Annotated in this window: 23 protein-coding genes; 9 read left to right on the top strand and 14 right to left on the bottom strand. The window is 65.1% G+C overall.

Annotated elements, in window-relative coordinates; all coding sequences use genetic code 11:
* Position 1: 1 nt before the first annotated feature.
* On the bottom strand, positions 2-1,024 hold the full coding sequence (locus THSYN_RS03670) for an SPFH domain-containing protein (protein WP_100917949.1): 1,023 nt from the start codon (positions 1,022-1,024) through the stop codon (positions 2-4).
* 155 nt (positions 1,025-1,179) lie between these two features.
* Between THSYN_RS03670 and rlmB the strand changes: the two genes are divergently transcribed.
* Entirely contained in the window at positions 1,180-1,929 is a 750-nt protein-coding gene (gene rlmB / locus THSYN_RS03665) for a 23S rRNA (guanosine(2251)-2'-O)-methyltransferase RlmB (protein WP_100917948.1), read from the top strand.
* A 207-nt stretch (positions 1,930-2,136) separates the two neighbouring features.
* On the opposite strand, the gene THSYN_RS03660 is transcribed toward rlmB, so the two are convergent.
* The gene (locus tag THSYN_RS03660; protein ID WP_157817437.1) at positions 2,137-2,817 is read right to left on the bottom strand and encodes a PEP-CTERM sorting domain-containing protein; all 681 of its coding nucleotides are present in this window, start codon (positions 2,815-2,817) and stop codon (positions 2,137-2,139) included.
* Between the two features lie 12 nt (positions 2,818-2,829).
* Complete coding sequence (locus THSYN_RS33400; protein WP_157817436.1) at positions 2,830-2,970, bottom strand: hypothetical protein; 141 nt, start codon at positions 2,968-2,970, stop codon at positions 2,830-2,832.
* Positions 2,971-3,375: 405 nt separating this feature from the next.
* Between THSYN_RS33400 and THSYN_RS03655 the strand changes: the two genes are divergently transcribed.
* The 3 genes from THSYN_RS03655 to THSYN_RS03645 all read left to right on the top strand — a co-directional run bounded on the left by THSYN_RS03655 (position 3,376) and on the right by THSYN_RS03645 (position 6,939).
* Positions 3,376-3,729 (top strand): toll/interleukin-1 receptor domain-containing protein, encoded by a 354-nt coding sequence (locus tag THSYN_RS03655; protein WP_100917946.1) that lies wholly within the window; start codon positions 3,376-3,378, stop codon positions 3,727-3,729.
* A complete protein-coding gene (locus tag THSYN_RS03650; RefSeq protein WP_100917945.1) occupies positions 3,705-4,094 on the top strand; it encodes a hypothetical protein in 390 nt (129 codons plus the stop codon). Before THSYN_RS03655 ends, THSYN_RS03650 begins: the two co-directional genes overlap by 25 nt.
* Before the next feature lie 145 nt (positions 4,095-4,239).
* Complete coding sequence (locus THSYN_RS03645) at positions 4,240-6,939, top strand: nSTAND1 domain-containing NTPase (RefSeq protein ID WP_100917944.1); 2,700 nt, start codon at positions 4,240-4,242, stop codon at positions 6,937-6,939.
* 137 nt (positions 6,940-7,076) lie between these two features.
* On the opposite strand, the gene THSYN_RS03640 is transcribed toward THSYN_RS03645, so the two are convergent.
* Positions 7,077-7,475 carry a type II toxin-antitoxin system VapC family toxin gene (locus THSYN_RS03640; RefSeq protein ID WP_216644671.1) on the bottom strand — a complete coding sequence of 133 codons (399 nt, stop codon included), beginning with the start codon at positions 7,473-7,475 and terminating at the stop codon, positions 7,077-7,079.
* A complete protein-coding gene (locus tag THSYN_RS03635; protein ID WP_100917942.1) occupies positions 7,475-7,726 on the bottom strand; it encodes a hypothetical protein in 252 nt (83 codons plus the stop codon). The genes THSYN_RS03640 and THSYN_RS03635 overlap by 1 nt, the downstream gene beginning before the upstream one ends.
* 51 nt (positions 7,727-7,777) lie before the next feature.
* Here THSYN_RS03635 and THSYN_RS03630 point away from each other — a divergent pair, with 51 nt between their 5' ends.
* Entirely contained in the window at positions 7,778-8,155 is a 378-nt protein-coding gene (locus THSYN_RS03630; RefSeq protein ID WP_157817435.1) for a WD40 repeat domain-containing protein, read from the top strand.
* Between the two features lie 401 nt (positions 8,156-8,556).
* Here THSYN_RS03630 and THSYN_RS03620 read toward each other — a convergent pair whose 3' ends face one another.
* The 3 genes from THSYN_RS03620 to THSYN_RS33395 are packed head-to-tail and all read right to left on the bottom strand — an operon-like array spanning position 8,557 to position 11,507.
* The gene (locus THSYN_RS03620; RefSeq protein ID WP_100917939.1) at positions 8,557-10,131 is read right to left on the bottom strand and encodes a phytoene desaturase family protein; all 1,575 of its coding nucleotides are present in this window, start codon (positions 10,129-10,131) and stop codon (positions 8,557-8,559) included.
* Positions 10,132-10,164: 33 nt separating this feature from the next.
* Positions 10,165-11,247: a hypothetical protein gene (locus tag THSYN_RS03615; RefSeq protein ID WP_100917938.1), complete on the bottom strand. Its 1,083-nt coding sequence runs from the start codon at positions 11,245-11,247 to the stop codon at positions 10,165-10,167.
* Entirely contained in the window at positions 11,244-11,507 is a 264-nt protein-coding gene (locus tag THSYN_RS33395) for an SRPBCC family protein (protein ID WP_157817434.1), read from the bottom strand. Before THSYN_RS33395 ends, THSYN_RS03615 begins: the two co-directional genes overlap by 4 nt.
* A gap of 321 nt (positions 11,508-11,828) precedes the next feature.
* Here THSYN_RS33395 and THSYN_RS34725 point away from each other — a divergent pair, with 321 nt between their 5' ends.
* Together THSYN_RS34725 and THSYN_RS03610 are read left to right on the top strand one after the other, a co-directional pair.
* Positions 11,829-11,996, top strand: a complete 168-nt coding sequence (locus THSYN_RS34725; RefSeq protein ID WP_172965200.1) for a PDDEXK family nuclease — start codon at positions 11,829-11,831, stop codon at positions 11,994-11,996.
* Positions 11,997-12,317: 321 nt separating this feature from the next.
* Positions 12,318-12,572, top strand: coding sequence for a GlsB/YeaQ/YmgE family stress response membrane protein (locus THSYN_RS03610; RefSeq protein WP_100917937.1), 255 nt, complete (start codon positions 12,318-12,320; stop codon positions 12,570-12,572).
* Between the two features lie 328 nt (positions 12,573-12,900).
* Here the strand turns inward: THSYN_RS03610 and THSYN_RS37170 are convergent, their stop codons facing one another.
* Both THSYN_RS37170 and THSYN_RS35630 read right to left on the bottom strand, forming a co-directional pair.
* Positions 12,901-13,182, bottom strand: coding sequence for an HNH endonuclease (locus tag THSYN_RS37170; RefSeq protein WP_418219928.1), 282 nt, complete (start codon positions 13,180-13,182; stop codon positions 12,901-12,903).
* Positions 13,077-13,712 (bottom strand): hypothetical protein, encoded by a 636-nt coding sequence (locus THSYN_RS35630; RefSeq protein WP_236848787.1) that lies wholly within the window; start codon positions 13,710-13,712, stop codon positions 13,077-13,079. Before THSYN_RS35630 ends, THSYN_RS37170 begins: the two co-directional genes overlap by 106 nt.
* Before the next feature lie 138 nt (positions 13,713-13,850).
* Here THSYN_RS35630 and THSYN_RS35160 point away from each other — a divergent pair, with 138 nt between their 5' ends.
* Positions 13,851-13,994, top strand: coding sequence for a hypothetical protein (locus THSYN_RS35160; RefSeq protein WP_216644670.1), 144 nt, complete (start codon positions 13,851-13,853; stop codon positions 13,992-13,994).
* Between the two features lie 70 nt (positions 13,995-14,064).
* On the opposite strand, the gene THSYN_RS03600 is transcribed toward THSYN_RS35160, so the two are convergent.
* Positions 14,065-14,985 (bottom strand): M23 family metallopeptidase, encoded by a 921-nt coding sequence (locus THSYN_RS03600; protein ID WP_100917935.1) that lies wholly within the window; start codon positions 14,983-14,985, stop codon positions 14,065-14,067.
* Between the two features lie 142 nt (positions 14,986-15,127).
* On the opposite strand from THSYN_RS03600, the gene THSYN_RS03595 reads away from it, so the two are divergent.
* Positions 15,128-15,604: a DciA family protein gene (locus THSYN_RS03595; protein WP_100917934.1), complete on the top strand. Its 477-nt coding sequence runs from the start codon at positions 15,128-15,130 to the stop codon at positions 15,602-15,604.
* A gap of 13 nt (positions 15,605-15,617) precedes the next feature.
* On the opposite strand, the gene lpxC is transcribed toward THSYN_RS03595, so the two are convergent.
* From lpxC to ftsA, 3 genes are all read right to left on the bottom strand, one after another.
* Positions 15,618-16,529 (bottom strand): UDP-3-O-acyl-N-acetylglucosamine deacetylase, encoded by a 912-nt coding sequence (gene lpxC, locus THSYN_RS03590; RefSeq protein ID WP_100922285.1) that lies wholly within the window; start codon positions 16,527-16,529, stop codon positions 15,618-15,620.
* A 331-nt stretch (positions 16,530-16,860) separates the two neighbouring features.
* Entirely contained in the window at positions 16,861-18,030 is a 1,170-nt protein-coding gene (gene ftsZ, locus THSYN_RS03585) for a cell division protein FtsZ (RefSeq protein WP_100917933.1), read from the bottom strand.
* Between the two features lie 162 nt (positions 18,031-18,192).
* Positions 18,193-19,428 (bottom strand): cell division protein FtsA, encoded by a 1,236-nt coding sequence (gene ftsA / locus THSYN_RS03580; RefSeq protein ID WP_100917932.1) that lies wholly within the window; start codon positions 19,426-19,428, stop codon positions 18,193-18,195.
* Positions 19,429-19,463: the final 35 nt, after the last annotated feature.

Here is a 19,463-nt window from a genome sequence, read left to right as displayed (position 1 = left end):
ATCAGTCAGCCGGATTGCCCGCCATCAGCTCGCGCAGCAGGTCCGGGGTGATGTTGAGCTGACCGATCCGCTGCGCCCCCTCCGCCAACTCCTTGAAGGCCAGTGCGACCAGTTGGTTCGGCTCCATGCGGGCCTGGGTCAGCACCTCCAGGATGCGCGGATCGGTCTGGGACAGGGCCTGCATGACGGTCGCGACCCCATAGGCGCGGGTCTCCGCCTCCTGGCGGGCGTTGACCGTGGACAGGGCGATCAGGTCTTTCTTTTGCTCCTCCAGGGCGATCTGGGTCGCCATCTCCGCCTCGCGCAGCTCGCGGCGTTTCTGCGCCACGGACTTCTCCGCCTCCATCTGCGCCTCCTTGATCTGGCGCTTCTTGTTCTCGACCGCGATCTCGGTGTTCAGCTCGTTTTCCTTGATCGAGCGCTCCTGCTCCACGGCCGCGTTGCGCCGGGCGTAGATCGCCTCGTCGGCCTGGCGCAGGACCTGCTCGCGCGCCTCCGCCTCGAGCGCGCGCGCCGTCTCCGGCGTGGGTCGGATCGCCAGGATCGAGAGTCCGAGCACCTCGACGCCCAGGGCGGCAACGACCTCCGCCCCCTGCAACCCCTGATGCAGGGCCGCGACCAGGGCGTCCGAGCGGCCGAGCGCCTGGCGCAGCGGCAGGGCCTGCAGCGCGACGCGCGTCAGGACCTGCACCTGATTGACCAGCCGCTGGGGCAGCTTCCTTGCGTCCTCGGATGCGTAGTCCCGACCGTTCGGCGTCAGGGCGAAGTTCATCGACTGCGCGAGCCGCTGCGGGTCCGCCACCCGGTAGGTGATCTGCCCCTGGACCGTGACCTGCTGAAAATCCGCGGTCACCTCCTCGAAGATGAAGGGCACCTCGATACTGCCGATCGGGATCAGGACCAGCGAGGTCGTCGGCGCAAAATACAGGAAGGCGAGCCCCGCCCCCTCACGGACGCGCTCACCGCGCCTGAACTGGATGACGAAATCGGTCGGTGCGACCTTGATGAAGCGAATGCCGAACATGCTGACTCCTGCCTGCCCTTGCGCTTGCCGATACCTCTAAAAGGGTGTCCGGGCAAGGCGGCAACACCCCATCTGAGCCCGCGGCCAACCCGTCGGGGGCCGACAGGGCTAAGATTAGGCCATGATCAGGCTTTTCTCCTACCGGAGCATTCACCGTGAACGACCTGGCACCCGTCGCCGGCATCCACAGCGTGCGTAGCGCGCTCAAATTCGGCGCCGAGGGGGTCGGCGAGCTGTGGCTGGAGCGCGGCCGACGCGACCGGCGGCTGGCGGAGCTGGCCGACCTCGCCCGCGCGGCCGGCATCCCGGTCAAACAGACCGACCGGGCGGCACTGGATCAGGGGGCCCAGGGCACCAACCACCAGGGCGCGCTCGCCTGGGTGCGCAGTGCCGCCCCCCGGCTGGCGGGGGACCTGGACGGAATCCTGGATCAGATCGCGGGACCGCCCCTGTTGCTGCTCCTGGATGAGGTCCAGGACCCGCACAACCTGGGGGCCTGTCTGCGCACCGCGGACGCCGCCGGGGTCCATGCCGTGATCGCCCCCAAGGACAACGCGGTCGGTCTGACCCCGGTGGTGTGCAAGGTAGCGAGCGGGGCGGCGCAGACGGTGCCCTATCTCCAGGTGACCAACCTGGCCCGCACCATGGACCAGATCAAAGAACGCGGCATCTGGCTGATCGGGACCGCCGGGGAGGCCGCGGGCGACCTCTACGGCACGGATCTCAAGGGTCCGATCGGGCTCGTGATGGGCAGCGAGGGCACCGGCCTGCGGCGCCTGACGCGCGAGCGCTGCGACCTGCTGGTGCGGCTGCCGATGGCCGGGACCGTGGAGAGCCTCAACGTCTCGGTGGCGGCGGGGGTCTGTCTCTTCGAGGCCGTGCGGCAGCGGCGGACGGGGCACTGAATTGCAGGGGTGCGGTCAGAACTGAGGTGTTAACGCACATGTCGTAGGGTACGCATCGCGTACCCTAACAGCGACAGCTACCGGACGTTCTCACGGACCGGGCGTCGTTGTCGTTGTCGTTGTCGTTGTCGTTGTCGGATTATTCGATTACGACAACGACAACGACAACGACCCGACAAGCATCCCCTAATGGACTTGTTTCACTTGTTAATGGACCGTTCCTAATAGCGATTTCGGATTGGTCCCGCGGCGAACGGCGAAACGGACCAAGCCAGTCACGCCGAGCATCAGGAGCACCGCGGTGCCCGGTTCAGGGACCTCAAGGGTGAGCGGCAGCGATCCATAGATCCGGCCGGGAACATTGGGGTCCTCCCCATAGTTCAGGAACGAAAAGGTACCGCGGTTGAGTTTATTGATGTCGACGTTGAAGATTGCTTCGCCTGACCAACTTACGAGGGCGTCAGCCGACAAGGCAATGTCGACGGCCGCCAAGCTTACCCCAAAGTCATCCCCTGAGGTAGGGGTCGTCGTATCGTGGTCGATATGCAGGCCGTCGATCAAACCCTGGATGATATTGCCACCGGACGGGGTGACGCTGAGAGTCACTGAACCGCTGATCAGCGAGGGTGTGTAGTTGTTGTACGCGCCGGTCTTGACGTAGTCCGAACCAGCCCCGGCGCCTTTCCATTCCTCGATTAACGACACATCGCCGCCGGCAAACTTCCCGCCCACGACGTTTTCGGAATACTGAGCCGAACCGCTGAAGACCCAGCGACTTTGACCCAGGGTGCCATACTCGTAGACATCGATCATCAGGTTGGCCTGCGCCGCCGAAGCCATACCGAAAGCGGTCAACGCGATGAGCCGCATAACTGGTGCACTGTGCATGAGCTTGTCTTCTCAATCATGTGTTGCAGGAAAATAGGGTCGCTCACCGCTGCGGACCCGGGCATTGCCGGTGCCGTCGAGCCTCAGATCCCAAGCGGTGAGTTCCCCGGTGTCGGTCCGCCGCGCGGCACCGTCGCTGGTGCCGAAGTCCACCGCGCAAGCGCCGAGCCCGTGCGATCTTAGTCTCCGCAGCCTTGGGGCGGGGGAACCTTTTTGTGTGGAAAACGACGCCGACTGTTGCAGGCGCCCCCGGGCGACGCGTCGCGTCCGCCGCGCGGACGGTTCCCCCCAGGCGAGGCGGGGTGCGATGAGAACTGATGTGTTAACGCACATGCCGTAGGGTACGCATCGCGTACCCTACAGCTACCGGACGGTCTCACGGACCGCGCGTCGTTGTCGTTGTCGTTGTCGTTGTCGTTGTCGTTGTCGGATTATTCGATTACGACAACGACAACGACAACGACAGCGTACCCGGGATCTCGGTCACCACATCAGTTCTGCTCGCACCCGGCGACGCCTGGGGTATCATCACCCCCCTCACCACGACCGGCACCCACGATGGACGAACCCCGCCACCACTTCTTCGTCAGCTACGCCTGGGTCGACGACCAGCCGTTCGCCGACCCGTCGCCGGGGGCCGGGCACCGTGCCGGGTGGGTGAGCACCTTCCTCGACCGCCTGGCCAAACACCTGGGGCGCGCCCTGGACCGCACCGCCGAGGGCGAGCGCTATTGGATCGACTATGAGCGGATGCGCGCCGGTGAACCCCTGGCCGCCACCATCCGCGCCCAACTCGCCGGCGCCCGCCTGCTGCTGCCGATCCTCTCGCCGGGCTGGTTCGCCTCCTACTGGTCCTGGTCAACGGCGGCAGTGCCGATGCGGACCTGGTGCGCGACCTGGCCGCCTGCCTGAGCGAACGCCACGGCCTGGGTTACGTGATCCCCCTCATGGCCCAGGCCGACCGCGACCCCGGGCTCAAGCCGTCCGCGCTGCGCCGCGACCTGCGCGACAACCTGCGCCTGTGTACCGCCGTGCTGATGCTGTTTCGCGACGGCCCGGTGGAGCAGGTCCACGAGCAGTTGCGCGAGTATCTCCAGTGCGGCGCCCGCCGGCCCAAGGGCAGCCCGGCCCTAAGCCTCGACCTGTGTCACGCCGGCCCCCAGCCGATCAGCTTCCGCCCCCCGGGGATGCGGGTCCATCCGGTCCCGGGCGTCGGCGCCTGCACCGATGCCTGTGTTCGGGCCTTCGTTCCGCGCCTGACCGGGGGTGAGTCATGAGCGGGGATAGCACCGCGCCGCAGTGTCCCCGCGGCGCTCGGTCCGCGCAGCGGACCAAAGACCGCGCCGATCGCGGGATCGCCGCTGCGACACTCAAGGCCGGACGGCCAACCGCCACTGCGCACCGCAACGCGGGTGCACCAGCATGAGCGCCCCCGCGAACCGCACCCCGCGCCGCCCCTACCCCGGCCTGCGCCCCTTCCGCCGCGACGAGTCGGACCTGTTCTTCGGCCGCGACGACCAGGTCGACCAGCTCCTGGACAAGCTCGCCGAGACCCGCTTCCTGGCCGTGATCGGGACCTCGGGCTCCGGCAAGTCGTCCCTGGTCCGCGCCGGGCTCCTGCCGGCGCTCGACAGCGGCGTCCTCACCCGGTCGATCGCCGCAGGCCCCGCCCCCGGCACCCGCTGGTCCATCGCCGAACTGCGCCCCGGCGAGCACCCCTTCCGCCGCCTCGCCGCCGCCCTGCAAAGGAGCGCGGGCTTCCAGCCCGCGATGCCCCCCGCCGCCGCCGACCCCATCGCGCCCCTGGAACAAGCCCTGCGCCGCGGCCCCCGCGCCCTCCCCTGGCTGCTCGGCCTGCACCCCCTGCCCCCCGGCGAACGCCTGCTGATCCTGGTCGACCAGTTCGAGGAGCTGTTCCGCTACCGCCGCGCCGACCCCGCCGACGCCGCCGCCTTCGTCGCGCTGCTGCTGGGCGCCACCGCCCACCCGGACTGCTTCATCGTCATCACCCTGCGCCCGGAGTACCTGGGCGACTGCGCCCGCTTCCCGGGGCTGCCCGAGGCGATCAACGCCGGGCTCTTCCTCACCCCGCGCCTGACCCCGGAGCAGCTCGCCGACGCCGTCCAGCTCCCCGCCCGGCTGCCCGAGTTCGGCGGCGACCTCAGCCCCGGCCTGGTCCACCGGCTCTTGGCCGAGGCGAGCGGCGAGCAGGACCAGTTACCCCTGGTGCAGCACCTGCTGATGCGCCTCTGGGACGGCACGGCCCCGGCACCGGACGGCACCCGACTCCTGGACGAGGCCGGGTACGAGGCCCTGGGCGGCCTGCAACGCGCCCTGAACGACCACGCCGAGGAGGCCCTGGCGGAACTCACGCAACCCGGTCAGCAGGCCATCGCCGAGGCGATGTTCCGTGCGCTGACCGAGCGCACCGAGGGCGAGCGCGACACCCGCCGCCCGGTGCCGGTCCGCGAGGTCGCCGACCTCACCGGCAGCACCCCGGAGCAGGTGATCGCCTGCGCCGCCCCCTTCCGCCGCGCGGATCGCAGCCTCCTCATGCCGCCGCCGGAGCAGGACCTGGGTCCGGACGACCCGCTCGACATCACCCACGAGGCACTGATCCGCCAATGGCGTAAGCTCCAGGCATGGATTATCGACGAGGCTGAAAAAGCCGAGATGTACCGGCGCCTGGAGTCCGCCGCTCGCCGCTGGAAAGAGGGAAAGGGGGCGCTCTGGATCGAGCCGGATTTGGGGATCGCGCTCGATTGGGTCGACCAAGCGCATCCCACCGCCCTTTGGGCCGCCCGATACGGTGGCGACTTCGATCTTGCCATGAGCTTTCTCGAGGATGGGCGCAAAGCTCACGACCAGGACGAATTCCGCCGTCTGATGGCGGGCTTCGCCCCGCCCGGCGTGACCAGTTATTCGACGACCCGGAGTGGCAACGCCTCTGCGTCAACCGCGAGGCCCGGGGCCGATCCGCCCGCGTCCTCCGTCTACCGCATTGAGCACGAGACGCTCAACGGCCGGGACTACCGCGACCTGAGTCGGGACCCGGAGGTGCGGGCCATGGCCCCGCCCATTCCCATCCGGCTCATCCGGGCGGTCGTTCAGGCGTGCGACGGTCCGGGTCCGCAGGACCCCGAGGGTTCTACCTGGGGCTTGGCCGCGATCGGCGCCCTGTCGAGCCCTTATACCGGACGCGGTATCCGCGTCGCGGTACTCGACACGGGCATCGATTCCGGCCATGAGGCGTTTCAAGACCCGGGCCTGAAACTGGTCCAGCAGGACTTTACCGGCGAGGGGAACGGCGACCGCAACGGCCACGGTACCTATGTGGCTGGCACGATCTTGGGCCGCCCGGTTGACGGCCGGCGGATCGGCGTGGCACCCGGGGTCTCCCTGGCGCTGATCGGCAAGGTCATCGGCCAGAGCGCATCCGCCGACACCGGGACCCTGCTGCGGGCCATCCAATGGGCGACGGACGCCGGCGCCCACATCATTAGCCTCGCACTCGGATTCGATTTCCCGGCACTGGTCCGACGCGGTACCGACGATGGCATGCCAGTGGAACTTGCGATCTCCCGTGCACTGAAGGACTATCGCGATACCCTGCAACTCTTCGATGCGCTGGCCACGCTCATCGCGGCCCAGGTCCAGGCCCAGTCCCGCACCGGCCGGGGGCCATGCGCACTGCTGATTACCGCCGCCGGTGACGAGAGCCGGCGCGATCTGCGACCGGAGTACCGCGTTGCCGTCTCGCCCCCGGCGTCCGCAGATGGATTCGTTTCCGTAGGCGCACTGGACACCGCTGGCCCGCCCCATGACCGGCTGTCGATTGCCCCCTTCTCCAACTGTCACCCGCAGGTTTGCGCCCCCGGGGTCTGCGTGCTCTCGGCCCGGGCGGGCGGCGGACTTGTGCGCCTGAGCGGCACCAGTATGGCGAGCAGCCATGTTGCGGGCTTGGCGGCACTCTGGGCCGAACGGGAACTGGGGCACTCCGGTGCGGTTCGGATCGCGACAATCGGGGCGCTGCTTCGGGGGCGGGCCGCGCGGGAGCGGCTGGAGCCCGGAACCGATGTCGCGGATGTCGGGGCCGGACTGGTCTGCGCGCCGCAGGATTGAGGTCGTAGCTTGGCTGAAACGAAGCGCAATCCTGCGTTTCCGCTCGCCGTCCGCTGAAACCTCGTGTATCTGCGAGGCGGCACCCGGATTCCGCTAGGCTTCATCCGGGCTACGGGAAGTCATCGGTGCCGCCCAGTTCAACCGGAAAGCACATCGACTGACATACCGCCCGCAGCCACCCTCAGTCGATCGTCGTTGGTCCAGAATTCGGTGCAGCCGTGATGTAGCGCTGTTGCCAGGTGCAAGGCGTCCGGGGTTTTCAGGCCGTGACGGGCGCGCAGTTGGCAGGCGCGGTCGAAGATGCTGTCGTCAATCCCGAGCCAGTTCTGCGCGGCCAGAAAGTCCTCATAATCGGCAACGAGTTGTGCGGCAGAATCACGTAGCGGTTTGACGATGACTTCCAGGCGAACTAGGGGCGACACGAACAGCACTGCATCGCCGTTGCGCGCCAGGAACCGCCGAGTTTGCTCGCTGAAAGGATCGACCTTTTCGATCAGATAAATGACGATGCAGGAATCAAGGTAAGCCAACCTCATCAGCGGTCATCCCAGTCGCATCGCAGCGTATCGATACGTCCCTGTATTTCGTCAGGCAGCGCCGACGGGCGCTGTGCGAAGCGCGGTGAGGCGAGTAGTTCCAGTGCCCGCGCGGCGGTGGTGGCAGTGGGTCTGGCGTCCGTGTCGGGCAGCATGGTCAGATAGGCGCGCCCGCGCAGGATGAATGCAAGCGGCTCAACCGGATGAACGCGCCCGCTATCGTCAATTTCTACCTCGATCGTCTTCAGCATCGCAAGCCTCGACTGTGCGCTTGAGCCAATGGGGCCTAGTCTAACGTGTTGGTGGAAATCACGTCACCTCTCCCGGACCGGCCGCTGTGGGCCGCCCTGAGCCCGGACGACAGCGAGGCCGCCGCAGTCGGACGCCAGTTGGTCGTCACCCGCCACCCCCTCGACCCACCCGCCGACGGCGCCGGGCCGACCGGACCCAGGCCCCTGGCCGGCCATGAGAGCACTGTCTACCGCGCCATCTACACCCCGAACGGCCAGGCACTCGCGACCGTGAGCGGCGACACGACCCTGCGCCTCTGGGACCTGACCACCGGCCAGTCACTCTTCCGGCTGCAACTGCCGACCGCAAACCGCGACGCCAGTCCCCTCTGGGACTTCGACCTGACCTGCACCACCGACCAATCCGCCTGCTGGATCGCCGTCCCCTGACCATGGGCCGCCTCGCCCTCTACCGCCTCCCCTACGCCGACCCGCCCCCCGGCCTGACCCCGCCGCCCTGACCCGCCGCGCCGCCCCCAACCGGAGGTCGAGGCTTCAGCCGGCGGCCTGGCCCCTCGTTCCCGCGCTCCCACGTCACTGCCATGCTGTCAAGCCGCAACGGCGACCGGGATCGCCGCTCCAGAGGCTTTGCCCTCCCGCTCCCCGACCCCGCGACCGTAGGGTGCGCCGTGCGCACCATGGCGCCAACCGAAAGCCTGGCCGCGGCGATCAACCGCAGCCTCTCAAGGTGCGCACGGCGCACCCTACGCCAATGGTCCGGCACTTCCATCATGCCGTACCAGTCTAAAGTGTTGGTGGAGATCACGATCACCTCCCCTGTCGGCGCCCTGTCAGGCAATCACCGCCTTACCTGTCAGCTTCCGAAACAATAATGCCGCATTATTGAATCCGACGGCAATGCCCGGCAGGGTGGTGGTGGCGCAGAGCACGGCGAGATTCGTGATGTGATCGAACTGGGGAAAGGGCTGCTTCAGGTTCTGATAGGTCAACCGACGGCCATAGACGCTGCCCGCTTCCGCGTGAATGTCAACCGCAAGATCATAAGGGGTCAACAGATTGAAATCCTCTATCTTCCGGCTGATGCCGGGAAAGATATGATGTTCCAATACGTCGAGCATCTGGTTTTTTACTGACGATTTATAGGCATCGTAACTTGTGGGGCCCTTCGCCGCCTCCTGTTGCGCCTCACTGAAAGTCGCCGGACTGAAGAGGATCAGGCCGCTTAACCCCTGTGCCTGCTGCGCCGAGGTCAGCTCATGGATGTTCGAGCCGACATACATGAACTTGATCGCATCGCCGCGCCTGTCCGGCGCAAAGTTGATTTTCCCGTCGCCGGCCTGCCACCAGATATTGCGGTCATAGAGCTTCTCCCGGATCTCAGGCATATCTCTGACGACGACAAATGCCGAATGCAACGAGTTCGACGGCTGATATGAAAATTCCACCTCCTGCATCCCATCGGTCAGGCGTGCGGTGAGGCGCGGCGACAGGGTGCTGATGAACAAAGCACCGGCAAACTCCCTGCCGTCCCGACAGATCACCTGCCGCACCTGCTGGTCAGTTACCGCAATCCTTGTTGCACGGGCACCCGTGTGAATCCTGCCGCCATTGGCTTGGATTACATTTATCAGCGCCGCCATCAAGGCATGGAAACCCTGCTCCGGAACATAGGCCCCGGAATGATAATAACCGGTGGCAACAGCATACAGCACGACGGAGACATCCTGTTCATCTTCACAAAAGATACCGGCATGGCCATACAAGAGCCGCCTGGCCGGTTCGCCCAGTCGGCAGTAATCCAACATCCTCCCCAACGACCAGCCGGCGAAGCGATAGGTATAGTACTTGGTCGCGAGGGGCAAAGATGACTGCAAGACCGCCATCTTCATAGCGAACATGCCGGCACCGTAAGCGCCTTGCCGATCGATGACCTTGCCCGACTCGAATAAATGATACAGGTATCTGAAAAGCGTTCTTATCCCTTTCTCCTCATTCGGAAAAAGCCGGATCATCTGTGATTGAAAGCGCTCGAATCCCATCGGGATGGACACGGCGGGCGCGCCGCCTATCATGATCTCTTCAAAGCCATCCGCGGCCATTTTCCTGAAGGTAACCGGCGACCCGCGGAGAAGATGACGAAGAACCTGGTACGGATGATCCTGCGGGCCGAAGGACCACAGGTACTGAGGCCCGGCGGAGAACCGCAACCCACCTGATTGGATGATGCGCGCATGGCCGCCGATGGCAGTGGGGCTGGCTTCGAGAATATCAACGCGGTAACCGGCTTGACTCAGCAACCCACCAAGGCATAAGCCATTGATACCCGAACCGATAATCACGACACGCGCCCCCGGCTTATCCTTCAGGAAGCCGCGCGCGGCGCAATGGGGTCGAAAGATGTTCATCAGCTGCCAGTCACCTTGCCGGACCCGTTGCACCTAGACATGCTTGGATATAATGGCTACCAACAACGGCGAAGCGAATGCGATAAGATAGGACACGCTATACCTTGAATTGTACGGCCAGGCATTCATGCGGGCGATATAGTCATCCTGAAATTTCAGATGCTCAAGAATGGCATTCAGGAAAGAAATCCGTTGACTTGCCGCCGGATCGATTTGGGCGATCTGACGAGAGATGTCCTCCATCTTGAGTCGGATGATGCGGTGTTCACGACGTTTGTAATGATCAAGCAACTGATGCAACCGCAGCACGGGAAGCACAAACACCATCAACGAAGCGACAAAAGGAGTCAACATCCATATATTCATGAACCATGCGGCGATCCTGCTGGTGGCGCGGTATTCCCAAGGTGTGACATAAATATAGAACGCAATAAATAAACCCATTATCAAGGTGTGCATGGAAAAAACAAACAACACCTTCCCGACGATCAGCGTACCACCGCAGTCATCGGGATGCATGTAATTTATATCGATGCGCCGGTCATGTTGCAGGGACCACACCAGCTTGATCACCACCAGCAGTCCGCGCAAGGCCATTCCGCACAGCAATCCAATCATGAAAAACTGCAGGCACAGCGAAATTATCATCACCGGGTGGCGATACCAGATGCCGAATGCAATGCCCATCAGAACATTGAGCAAGCCGACGCAGACACCGAAAAAAAGCAACTTGTATCCAGCGATCTCACTCAATTTGAGCACAAATATATCGGCATACTCCCGCTCGCCGAGTCCGGATAAATCGATAAGATCGACGACAAACTCTTTTAATTTATCGGTGGCCCGGAAAATAAGGAACATGCACAGCATCATCATGATGGCGAGCAGATAGCTGAAGTCCCGGAAAATATTGATTTGATATTGGAAAGCCAGAAAAGAATGGATCAGCAGGAATATCAACCCCAACAAAACACTGAACACCAATGGCGGCAACCGTGAGCGCGCCAGCCAGTGTTCATAAAACGGCACGATATTTCTGCCGATGCTGTCGGCCAGTTCCTTTTTCTGAAGGTCATGGTTATTGACGATAGCGTCCGGTTCTGATGTGAATATCACGGTTTCTCCCTCAGCCACTGATAGGTGGCAGGTGCATTTTCGGGCTTCATGATCTCGGCTCTAAGCCGCAGCAGGGTCTGGTAAGGAGCATCCACGACCACCGAGTTCGCCAGCCACGATGGCACCTCGCCGTTCGGCTCGAGGTGGAGCTGATATTCAACCTCGACCATCGCATCCGGACGCCTGGTACAACGCCAGTGACCTGCTGTCGATTGCCCCCTTCTCCAATCGTCGCTTTCTACCTCGATCGTCTTCAGCATCGCAAGCCTCGACTGTGCGCTTGAGCCGATGGGGCCCAGTCTAGAGTGTTGGTGGAGATCAGGTCACCTCCGTCCCCCTGACCATGGGCCGCCTCGCCCTCTACCGCCTCCCCGACGCCGACCCGCCCCCTGGTCTGACCCCGCCGCCCTGACCCGCCACGCCGCCCCCGACGGGAGGTCGAGGCTTCAGCCGGCGGCCAGCCCCTCGTTCCCACGCTCCCGCGTCACTGCCGGGATGTCAAGCCGCAACCGCGACTGGAAGCGCCGCACCCAGGTCCCCGTTGCGCCCCTCCAGAGGCTTTGCCCTCCAGCCCGATAACCTTGAGCGGTTCCCCGGCGTGGGCCTTCAGTGCCGACAGTGATAGCCTGGAACGCCGCGGCAGCGAGCGCGACACGGTCACCAAGAAGGCCGAGTATGCCGCCGGGGGGGTGCCCGAGTACTACATCCTGCACCGGGAGCCCGAGCGTCAGGCATTCTTCACCCCCTGAGAGTCGTTGGTCGCCCCGAGTGATTCCAGACAGGGTGCTGGGGTTGCGGTTCAGGCAGGAAAGCCCGGACTCCGGGTCAGAGGTCGAGATCGCGTCGATCGCGCCCTGCGGAACAGGCCCTGACCCACCCATTGCACGGCCGATCTCCCTCGCGGCTGCGCACCGGGGCATCACGGCGTTTCTTAAACAGCGCTCATTGGGGGTAAAATGCCGACGCGCCAGTGCTTAAGCTTGGCGCACCCGTGGCAGCCCCTGGGACACCCGCCCGTGCGTCCCCCAGAGGTTTGCTCGATATCCACCCTAAACCAAACGGAGACTCCCATGGATTTCATCAGCCTGAGCTATCTCGCGGCCGGCGCCGCGCTCGGATGGCTTGCCGCCCTCCTGACGGGGCGCCGTGCGTTCGGCCAACTCGTCAACCTCGCCACCGGCGCCCTGGGCGCCTATTACGGCGGCATGGTTTTCGCCCAGTTCAACCTCGCCACTCAGTACCCTGGTTGGCACGGAACACTGGGCGCCGCCCTCATCGGTGCCACCGTGCTCCTGTTCGTGCTCGCTTTGATCCGGCGGTCCTGATCCGGTTCCGCGGGGTGGGCCGGCCGGCGACTCGCGCGCCAGGGCCCTCCGCCCCGCGGTTGGCCTGCTCCCGCGCCCGTGCATGAAACCTGGGACAGACCAAGGGTTCCTTCCGGCAACCGGCGAAAAACGCCGATTGATCGGTACGAAATCAGGAAACCCTGGTCTGTCCCGGGCCTGCGGAGGGTCCTGCATCCAGCCGCGGTAGGGTGCGAAGGCCCTCCAAGAGCATAGCCGGGGTCGGAACGACCCGGCGCAGCAGCGCCGACATGAAGCACCGCGCCGGTGTGTCGGGCGTGGCTGCTCGCCAGGTGCCACTCGCTACTCGCTACTCGCCACTCACCGTTGTCCTACCGCGAAAGACGCGTTCGCGGTGCCACGCCAGAAACGCGCGATGCGGATCGACGAGCCGCTGGACCCACAGGGGCCGGTCGAGCCCCAGCACCTGCCGCGAGGCGGGATCGAGCAAGCCCGAGACGATGACCCGGCCGGCGTCGTCGATGGTCACGAAGCCGCGGTCGAAGGCCGCGTCGAGCTGCGGAGCAAGCAGCAGGCCGTTGAAAACGTCCAGCCGTTCGGCATCAGTGTCGCAGTCTGCCCAGGGCTTGATGTGGCTCGCGCGCAAGTCTTGCGGGTCGGCACGAGGCTCGAGATCGCGGCGCCGAGTGCAACTCGGCGATCCCATGGGCCGAGCCTACCGGCTCGCGGGCGCGGTAACGAATGCAACTCCTCATCCGCCGCGGGCGGGGCGTCATCAATGCTGCGGGCCAGCAGAACCTGGCCTGCGCCGTCGTCGGCGAGCCGGACCGGGTGGTACTCGTGCCCGCAGTCACGACAGAAGCGAACTGGGTACAGGCGCTTGTCGGGGTGCCCCGGCAGGAACTGCTGCCCGTCCTCAGTGATGGTGCGTTGCCCCGCGGGCGCCAGCGTGGCGTACGCGTGGCCGGCGTCGGAGATGATGGGGTTGATCTGGATGAGCGGCTCTGGCCAATACCGCGCGTTGGCGTAGATGCCCTCGACCTGGGACTTGATGTCCGGTGCCTGGATGGTGGTGAAGGAGGTCGCGAAGCGCTTGTACTCATCGACCACCGAGTCACGGAGCGCGAAGATGTCGAGCGAAAGCCAACGGTCTTGCACCATCACCCCCCGACCGGGACATCTAAGCCGTTTCTTGGTTTATATACCCGCACCAGAGCGAAGTCAATTTCGACAATCCACGGTCGATGACCGGACCACCAAGGCTGCCCTCTGCTAGGCTTCAACCTGCCGACCGGGACCGTGATCCGCAAGCCCGACTTCGTGCTCCCCGAATGGCGGGAGGCGGAGTTGCGGGCCGAGGCGCAGACGCAAACGCTCCAGGAGGCCGAACGAGAACTAGCGCAACTGCGGGCGCAACTCGCGGCTCGCGGTTTAAAACCCTGAGGCCAATGACAAAGGGGCCGGTCTGCGCCACGGAAGACCGGCCCCTTCGGTTGGTGGTTACGACCAGGGATCAGCGCAGATTGGCGAAATTGGCCGCCATCAGTGTGCTGCCGCCCTGCTCGCCGGCAAACGGCATCGGATTGAGCGCCTCGCCGTTGCGTCGGACCTCGAAGTGCACATGAGGTCCGGTGGCAGTCCCCGTCGCCCCGACGGCCCCGATCACCTGACCCTTGCGGATCGGCTGCCCCTCTGACACCCCGTTGACGGAGTTGTGTCCGTAGCGGGTGGCGTAGCCGTTGGCATGACTGATTTCGATCAGGTTGCCGTAGCCGCTGCGCCGTCCGCTGAAGGTCACGACGCCGTCGGCCACCGCGACCACCGGGCTGCCCTGGGGTGCGGCGAAGTCGACGCCCTGATGGAACATGGCCCGGTGGCGGATCGGATGGATGCGCATCCCATAGTTGGAGGTGATGTATCCCGTGCGGATCGGCCAGCCCGAGGGCACGGACTTGGCGGTGAGGTCCTTCCCGCTGATCGCCTCTTCGAGGATCTCCAGCTTACGCTTGCGATCCTTGAGCAGGCTGACCACGCTTCCTAGCTCGCTCGCGATCTCCTTGATCGTATAATCCCGTGCCGCCGCCTCCTCGGGCCCACCCTGCGGCGGTGGGTTGCGGAAATCGAACTCCTGGCGGTCGAGTCCCCCCATATCCACCAGTCGCTCACCCAGGGCATTGAGCCGCATGAGTTCCGCCTGCATCTCGCCGAGGCTGGACGCCATGGCATCGATCTGGGGCGCCGGCGGCTGGGCGGTGGCGGGCGCGAGGCCCGCGGTTCTGGGGTGGTTGGCGGGGGGGGCGTCGCTCTGGGCTGCATTGGTCTGCTGCCCCAGCCAGAATCCGGCCCCGCCGCCCGCGGCGGCACACAACATGACCGCCGACAGTGCGACGGCGGTTTGTCCAAGAACGGTCTTTCTACGGTCGAGGTGGTACATTGCTGACCCCTGTAGGTGGATAGGACGAAGAAGAGCGTTGTTTATACTACAGCCGCCTGGTCGAGGCGAGCGCTCATGAGCGTCCGGCAATTGATCTGGATCAAGTTTTTGTGAATCAGGCAAAAGTGGTACCTCTCAAGTCATGGCAAAAAAAAGGCCCGGTCGTACCAGCGCCGCCCATGTGCGGGATCTTCTGACAGCCAGTCCCGCGGTGGCCCGGTGTCTGGCGCTGCAGCGCCGCGAGGATCATTTGCTTGCCCAGGTTCGCGATCTGCTCGCCCCCGCCGCCCGGCCGCATTGTATCCAGGTCAGTGTCGCCGACGGAACTCTGACGTTGACGGTCGACGCGGCGGCTTGGGCGACGCGGCTGCGCTATCAGGCCCCGGAACTGGCCCGGGGGCTCCCGGGAGCCGGGATTACCGCGGTCAAGGTGCGGGCCCGCCCGCGCGAGCGCGTCGCGCGGCGTCAGACGGCGCAACACCTGACCAGACTGACCCCCGCCGTGGTCGAGCATCTGATGGCAGCGGCCGCGCACATGGCCGATGCCGGGCTTGCCGACGTCTTCCGACGCCTGGCGGCCCGACACCAGGGGGCGCGCCCCGGCGCGCCACTCGACTAGGCGCTGCGTGCGATCAGGCAAGCGCGAGCGGCTGGGCGTAACTGATCGGCGCGTGCGTGGCGTCCTCGAACACCGCCTCCTCCCAGGCCGTCTGGTCTGCGACCAGGGCGCGTAACAGCTGGTTGTTGAGCGAATGCCCCGACTTGTGGCCCTTGAAGGCACCGATCAGGGTATGGCCCAGGAGGTAGAGGTCGCCGATCGCATCCAGGATCTTGTGCTTGACGAACTCGTCCTCATAGCGCAGGCCTTCCTCGTTCAGCACCCGGAATTCGTCCACCACCACGGCGTTGTCAAGGCTGCCGCCCAAGGCCAAGCCCTGTTGCCGCAGGGCTTCGATCTCGCGCAGGAAGCCGAAGGTGCGGGCGCGACTGACCTCTTTAACGAAGGAGGAGGTGGAGAAGTCCATGCTGGCCCGCTTGGCCCGGTCGTGAAAGGCCGGGTGGTCGAAATCGATGGAGAACTCCACGCTGAAACCGTCGTAGGGCTCGAACCGGGCGTACTTGTCGCCGTCGCGCACCTCGACCGGGCGCTTGATACGGATGAAGCGTTTGGGGCGGTTCTGCTCTTCGACCCCGGCGGACTGGATCAGGAAGACGAAGGGTCCGGCGCTGCCGTCCATGATCGGCACCTCCGGGGCGCTCACGTCCACATAGGCGTTGTCGATCCCAAGACCGGCGAAGGCCGACAGCAGGTGTTCCACCGTGGACACCCGCACCTCGCCGTTGACCAGGGTGGTGGAGAGCCGCGTATCGCCCACGTTGTGCGGGCAGGCGCGAATCTCGACCGGTTGCTCCAGGTCCACCCGCCGGAAGATGATGCCGGTGTCGGGGGCCGCCGGGCGCAGCGTGAGGTACACCTTGTCGCCGGTATGAAGGCCGACGCCGGTGGCGCGGATCACGTTCTTTAGTGTACGTTGCTTGACCATCATTCGGGCTCCCTAGTCCCAGACCGCAGCGGTCAGCCGCGGCGCCGACCATCGACACCAAGGCAAAAGCCGCGTGACGCCCGAACGATTCCGGGCTTTGGTAGAAGCTTAGGGTTTTCCCGAAACTTTATCAAGTCCTATGCGCAAGAAATCTATATCGTATTGTTTTTACTTAGTATATATCTAAAGGGATTTCCCTAGCGCCGCGCTGTTGGTCGCGTCCTTGCGGACCAATAATCTCTATTTAGGAATCACGCCGCGCCGTCCCCTGGCGGCCAACCACCGCGTCCGGCGCCGGGACCCTCCCTGGTCCCGCGGATGGCGCCCGCGATCAATCGGCCTGACGGCGCAGGAAGGCGGGGATGTCCAGATAGTCGAGATCGTTGTCCACCGCCTCGGCGGTGTTCCCGCCGGCGGTTGCCGCCTTGCGGTAGATGGCGGGGCGACGCCCGATCTCCCCATAGTCGGGGCCGGACTCGCCGTCCGCCGGGACCAGTCGCATCAGCGGCTCCTCCGGGTTCGGACGCATCGTCAGGGAGATTCGGCGCGCCCCCAGGCCGGTAGCCACGACCGTGACCCGCAGTTCATCCTCCAAGTCCGGGTCGATGACGGTCCCCAGCACCACGGTGGCGTCATCGTCGGCGAAATCCCGGACCGTGTTGCCGACCTCGTCGAACTCGCCCATGGTCAGGCTGCTGCCCGCGGTGATGTTGACCAGGATACCCTTGGCCCCGGCGAGATCGATATCCTCCAACAGGGGGCAGCGAATGGCGGCCTCCGCCGCTTCCCGCGCCCGGTCGAGGCCGACGGCGGCCCCGGTACCCATCATGGCGACCCCCATCTCCGACATCACGGTCTTCACGTCGGCGAAGTCGACGTTGATCAGACCCGGACGGGTAATCAGCTCGGCGATGCCGCGGGTGGCATTCAACAAAATATCGTTCGCCGACTTGAAGGCCCCGAGCAGGGTCATGTCCTTGCCGAGCACCGCCAGCAGCTTCTCGTTCGGGATCGTGATCAACGAGTCCACATGCTTGGCCAACTCGGCAATGCCGTCATCGGCGATGCGTCGCCGCTTGCTGCCCTCGAACGGGAAGGGCTTGGTCACCACCGCGACCGTGAGGATTCCCAACTCCTTGGCCACCTCCGCGACCACCGGGGCGGCACCGGTGCCGGTACCGCCGCCCATCCCGGCGGTGATGAACACCATGTCCGCCCCGGCCAAGGCCTCGGCGATGCGCTCGCGATCCTCCAGCGCCGCCTGCTTGCCCACCTCCGGGTTGGCACCCGCACCCAGGCCCTTGGTAATCCCGGAGCCCAGTTGCAGGATGGTCTTGACCCGCGACCCTTTGAGCGCCTGGGCATCGGTGTTGGCGCAGATGAAGTCCACCCCCTCAATGGTGGAGTCGACCATGTGATTGACCGCGTTGCCGCCGCCGCCGCCGACCCCGATCACCTTGATGACGGCGGACTGGCTATGGGTATCCATCATTTCAAACATTGCACTCTCTCCCCCGACCTGTTTATGGATTGAAAACCTGAAACCCCGCACGGCCCCATGGTGGGACCGCCCCCCGACACGGCACGGACCCTGCGATCCCATGCCGCGGGGCCGCAGGCTGCGGCCCCATCGATCCCCGAGGGGATCGCGAATTCTGCCTCGCTAGAAGTTGCCCTGGAACCAACTGCGCGTCCGTGACACGAGGCCCTTGAGTCCCCGCCCGGCAGTGAGTTCAGGACGCTTGGCAAAACGGTTCTGACCGGCGTAGATCAAGAGCCCGACGCCGGTGGCGTAGACCGGATCGCGCATGACCTCGTCCATGCCGATGACATACCGGGGAACGCCCAGGCGCACCGGCATGTGGAACACCTCCTCCGCCAGTTCGATCAAGCCCTGCATCTTCGCGCTACCGCCGGTGAGCACGACGCCCCCGGCCACCAGCTCTTTGAATCCGCTGCGATCCAGGTCCTTACGCACCAGATCGAGCAGTTCCTCATAGCGCGGCCCCACCACCTCGGCCAGCGTCTGGCGCGACAGTCGGCGCAGCGGGCGATCCCCGATGCTGGGGACCTCGATGTTGTCGGCGCCGCCGGCGAGCTGCGTCAGGGCGCAGGCGTGCTGAATCTTGATCTGTTCGGCGTGCTGAGTAGGGGTGCGCAGGGCCAAGGCGATGTCGTTGGTGACCTGATCGCCGGCGATCGGGATCACCGCCGTGTGGCGGATGGCCCCGTCGGCGAAGACCGCGATATCGGTGGTACCGCCGCCGATGTCGACCAGGCAGACGCCCAGCTCCTGCTCGTCCTCGCCCAAGACCGAATAAGAGGCGCTCAGCGGCGCGGGCATCAGGTAGTCCACCTCCAGCCCACAGCGGCCGATGCACTTGCGGATGTTCTGGGCCGCGCTCACCGCGCCCGTGACGATGAGCACCCGCGCCTCCAGCCGTACCCCGCACATCCCGATCGGCTGGCGGATACCCTCCTGGCCGTCGATGATGAATTCCTGGGGGACCAGGTGGAGCATTTGCTGGTCCGCCGGGATCGCAACCGCCCGGGCGTTGTCGAGTACCCGGTCCACGTCGGCCTGATTGACCTCGCGCTCCTTGATGGGGGTACTGCCGTTGGAAGGACGGCTGCTGATATGGTTGCCGGCGATCCCCGCGTGAACCGAGTGGATGTCGCACCCGGCCATCGCTTCCGCCGCCTCGACCGCCCGCTGGATGGAGGTGACCGTGGACTCGATGTCCACCACCACGCCCTTCTTCAGGCCGCGCGAGGGGCTGGTGCCGATGCCGATGATCTCGATCTGGTCATCGTCTTTCAGTTCGCCCACCAGACAGGCGATCTTCGAGGTGCCGATGTCCAGCCCCACCAATAGATTTTTGTCGTTGCGTCGTGCCATTCCGTTTCTCCCCCCGTTTGCCTGTTCGCTCTTGC

The sequence above is a fragment of the Candidatus Thiodictyon syntrophicum genome (assembly GCF_002813775.1).
GTDB classification, from domain to species: domain Bacteria; phylum Pseudomonadota; class Gammaproteobacteria; order Chromatiales; family Chromatiaceae; genus Thiodictyon; species Thiodictyon syntrophicum.
Note: the sequence above shows the minus strand (reverse complement) of the source record. Positions and strands in the feature narration are given on the sequence as shown.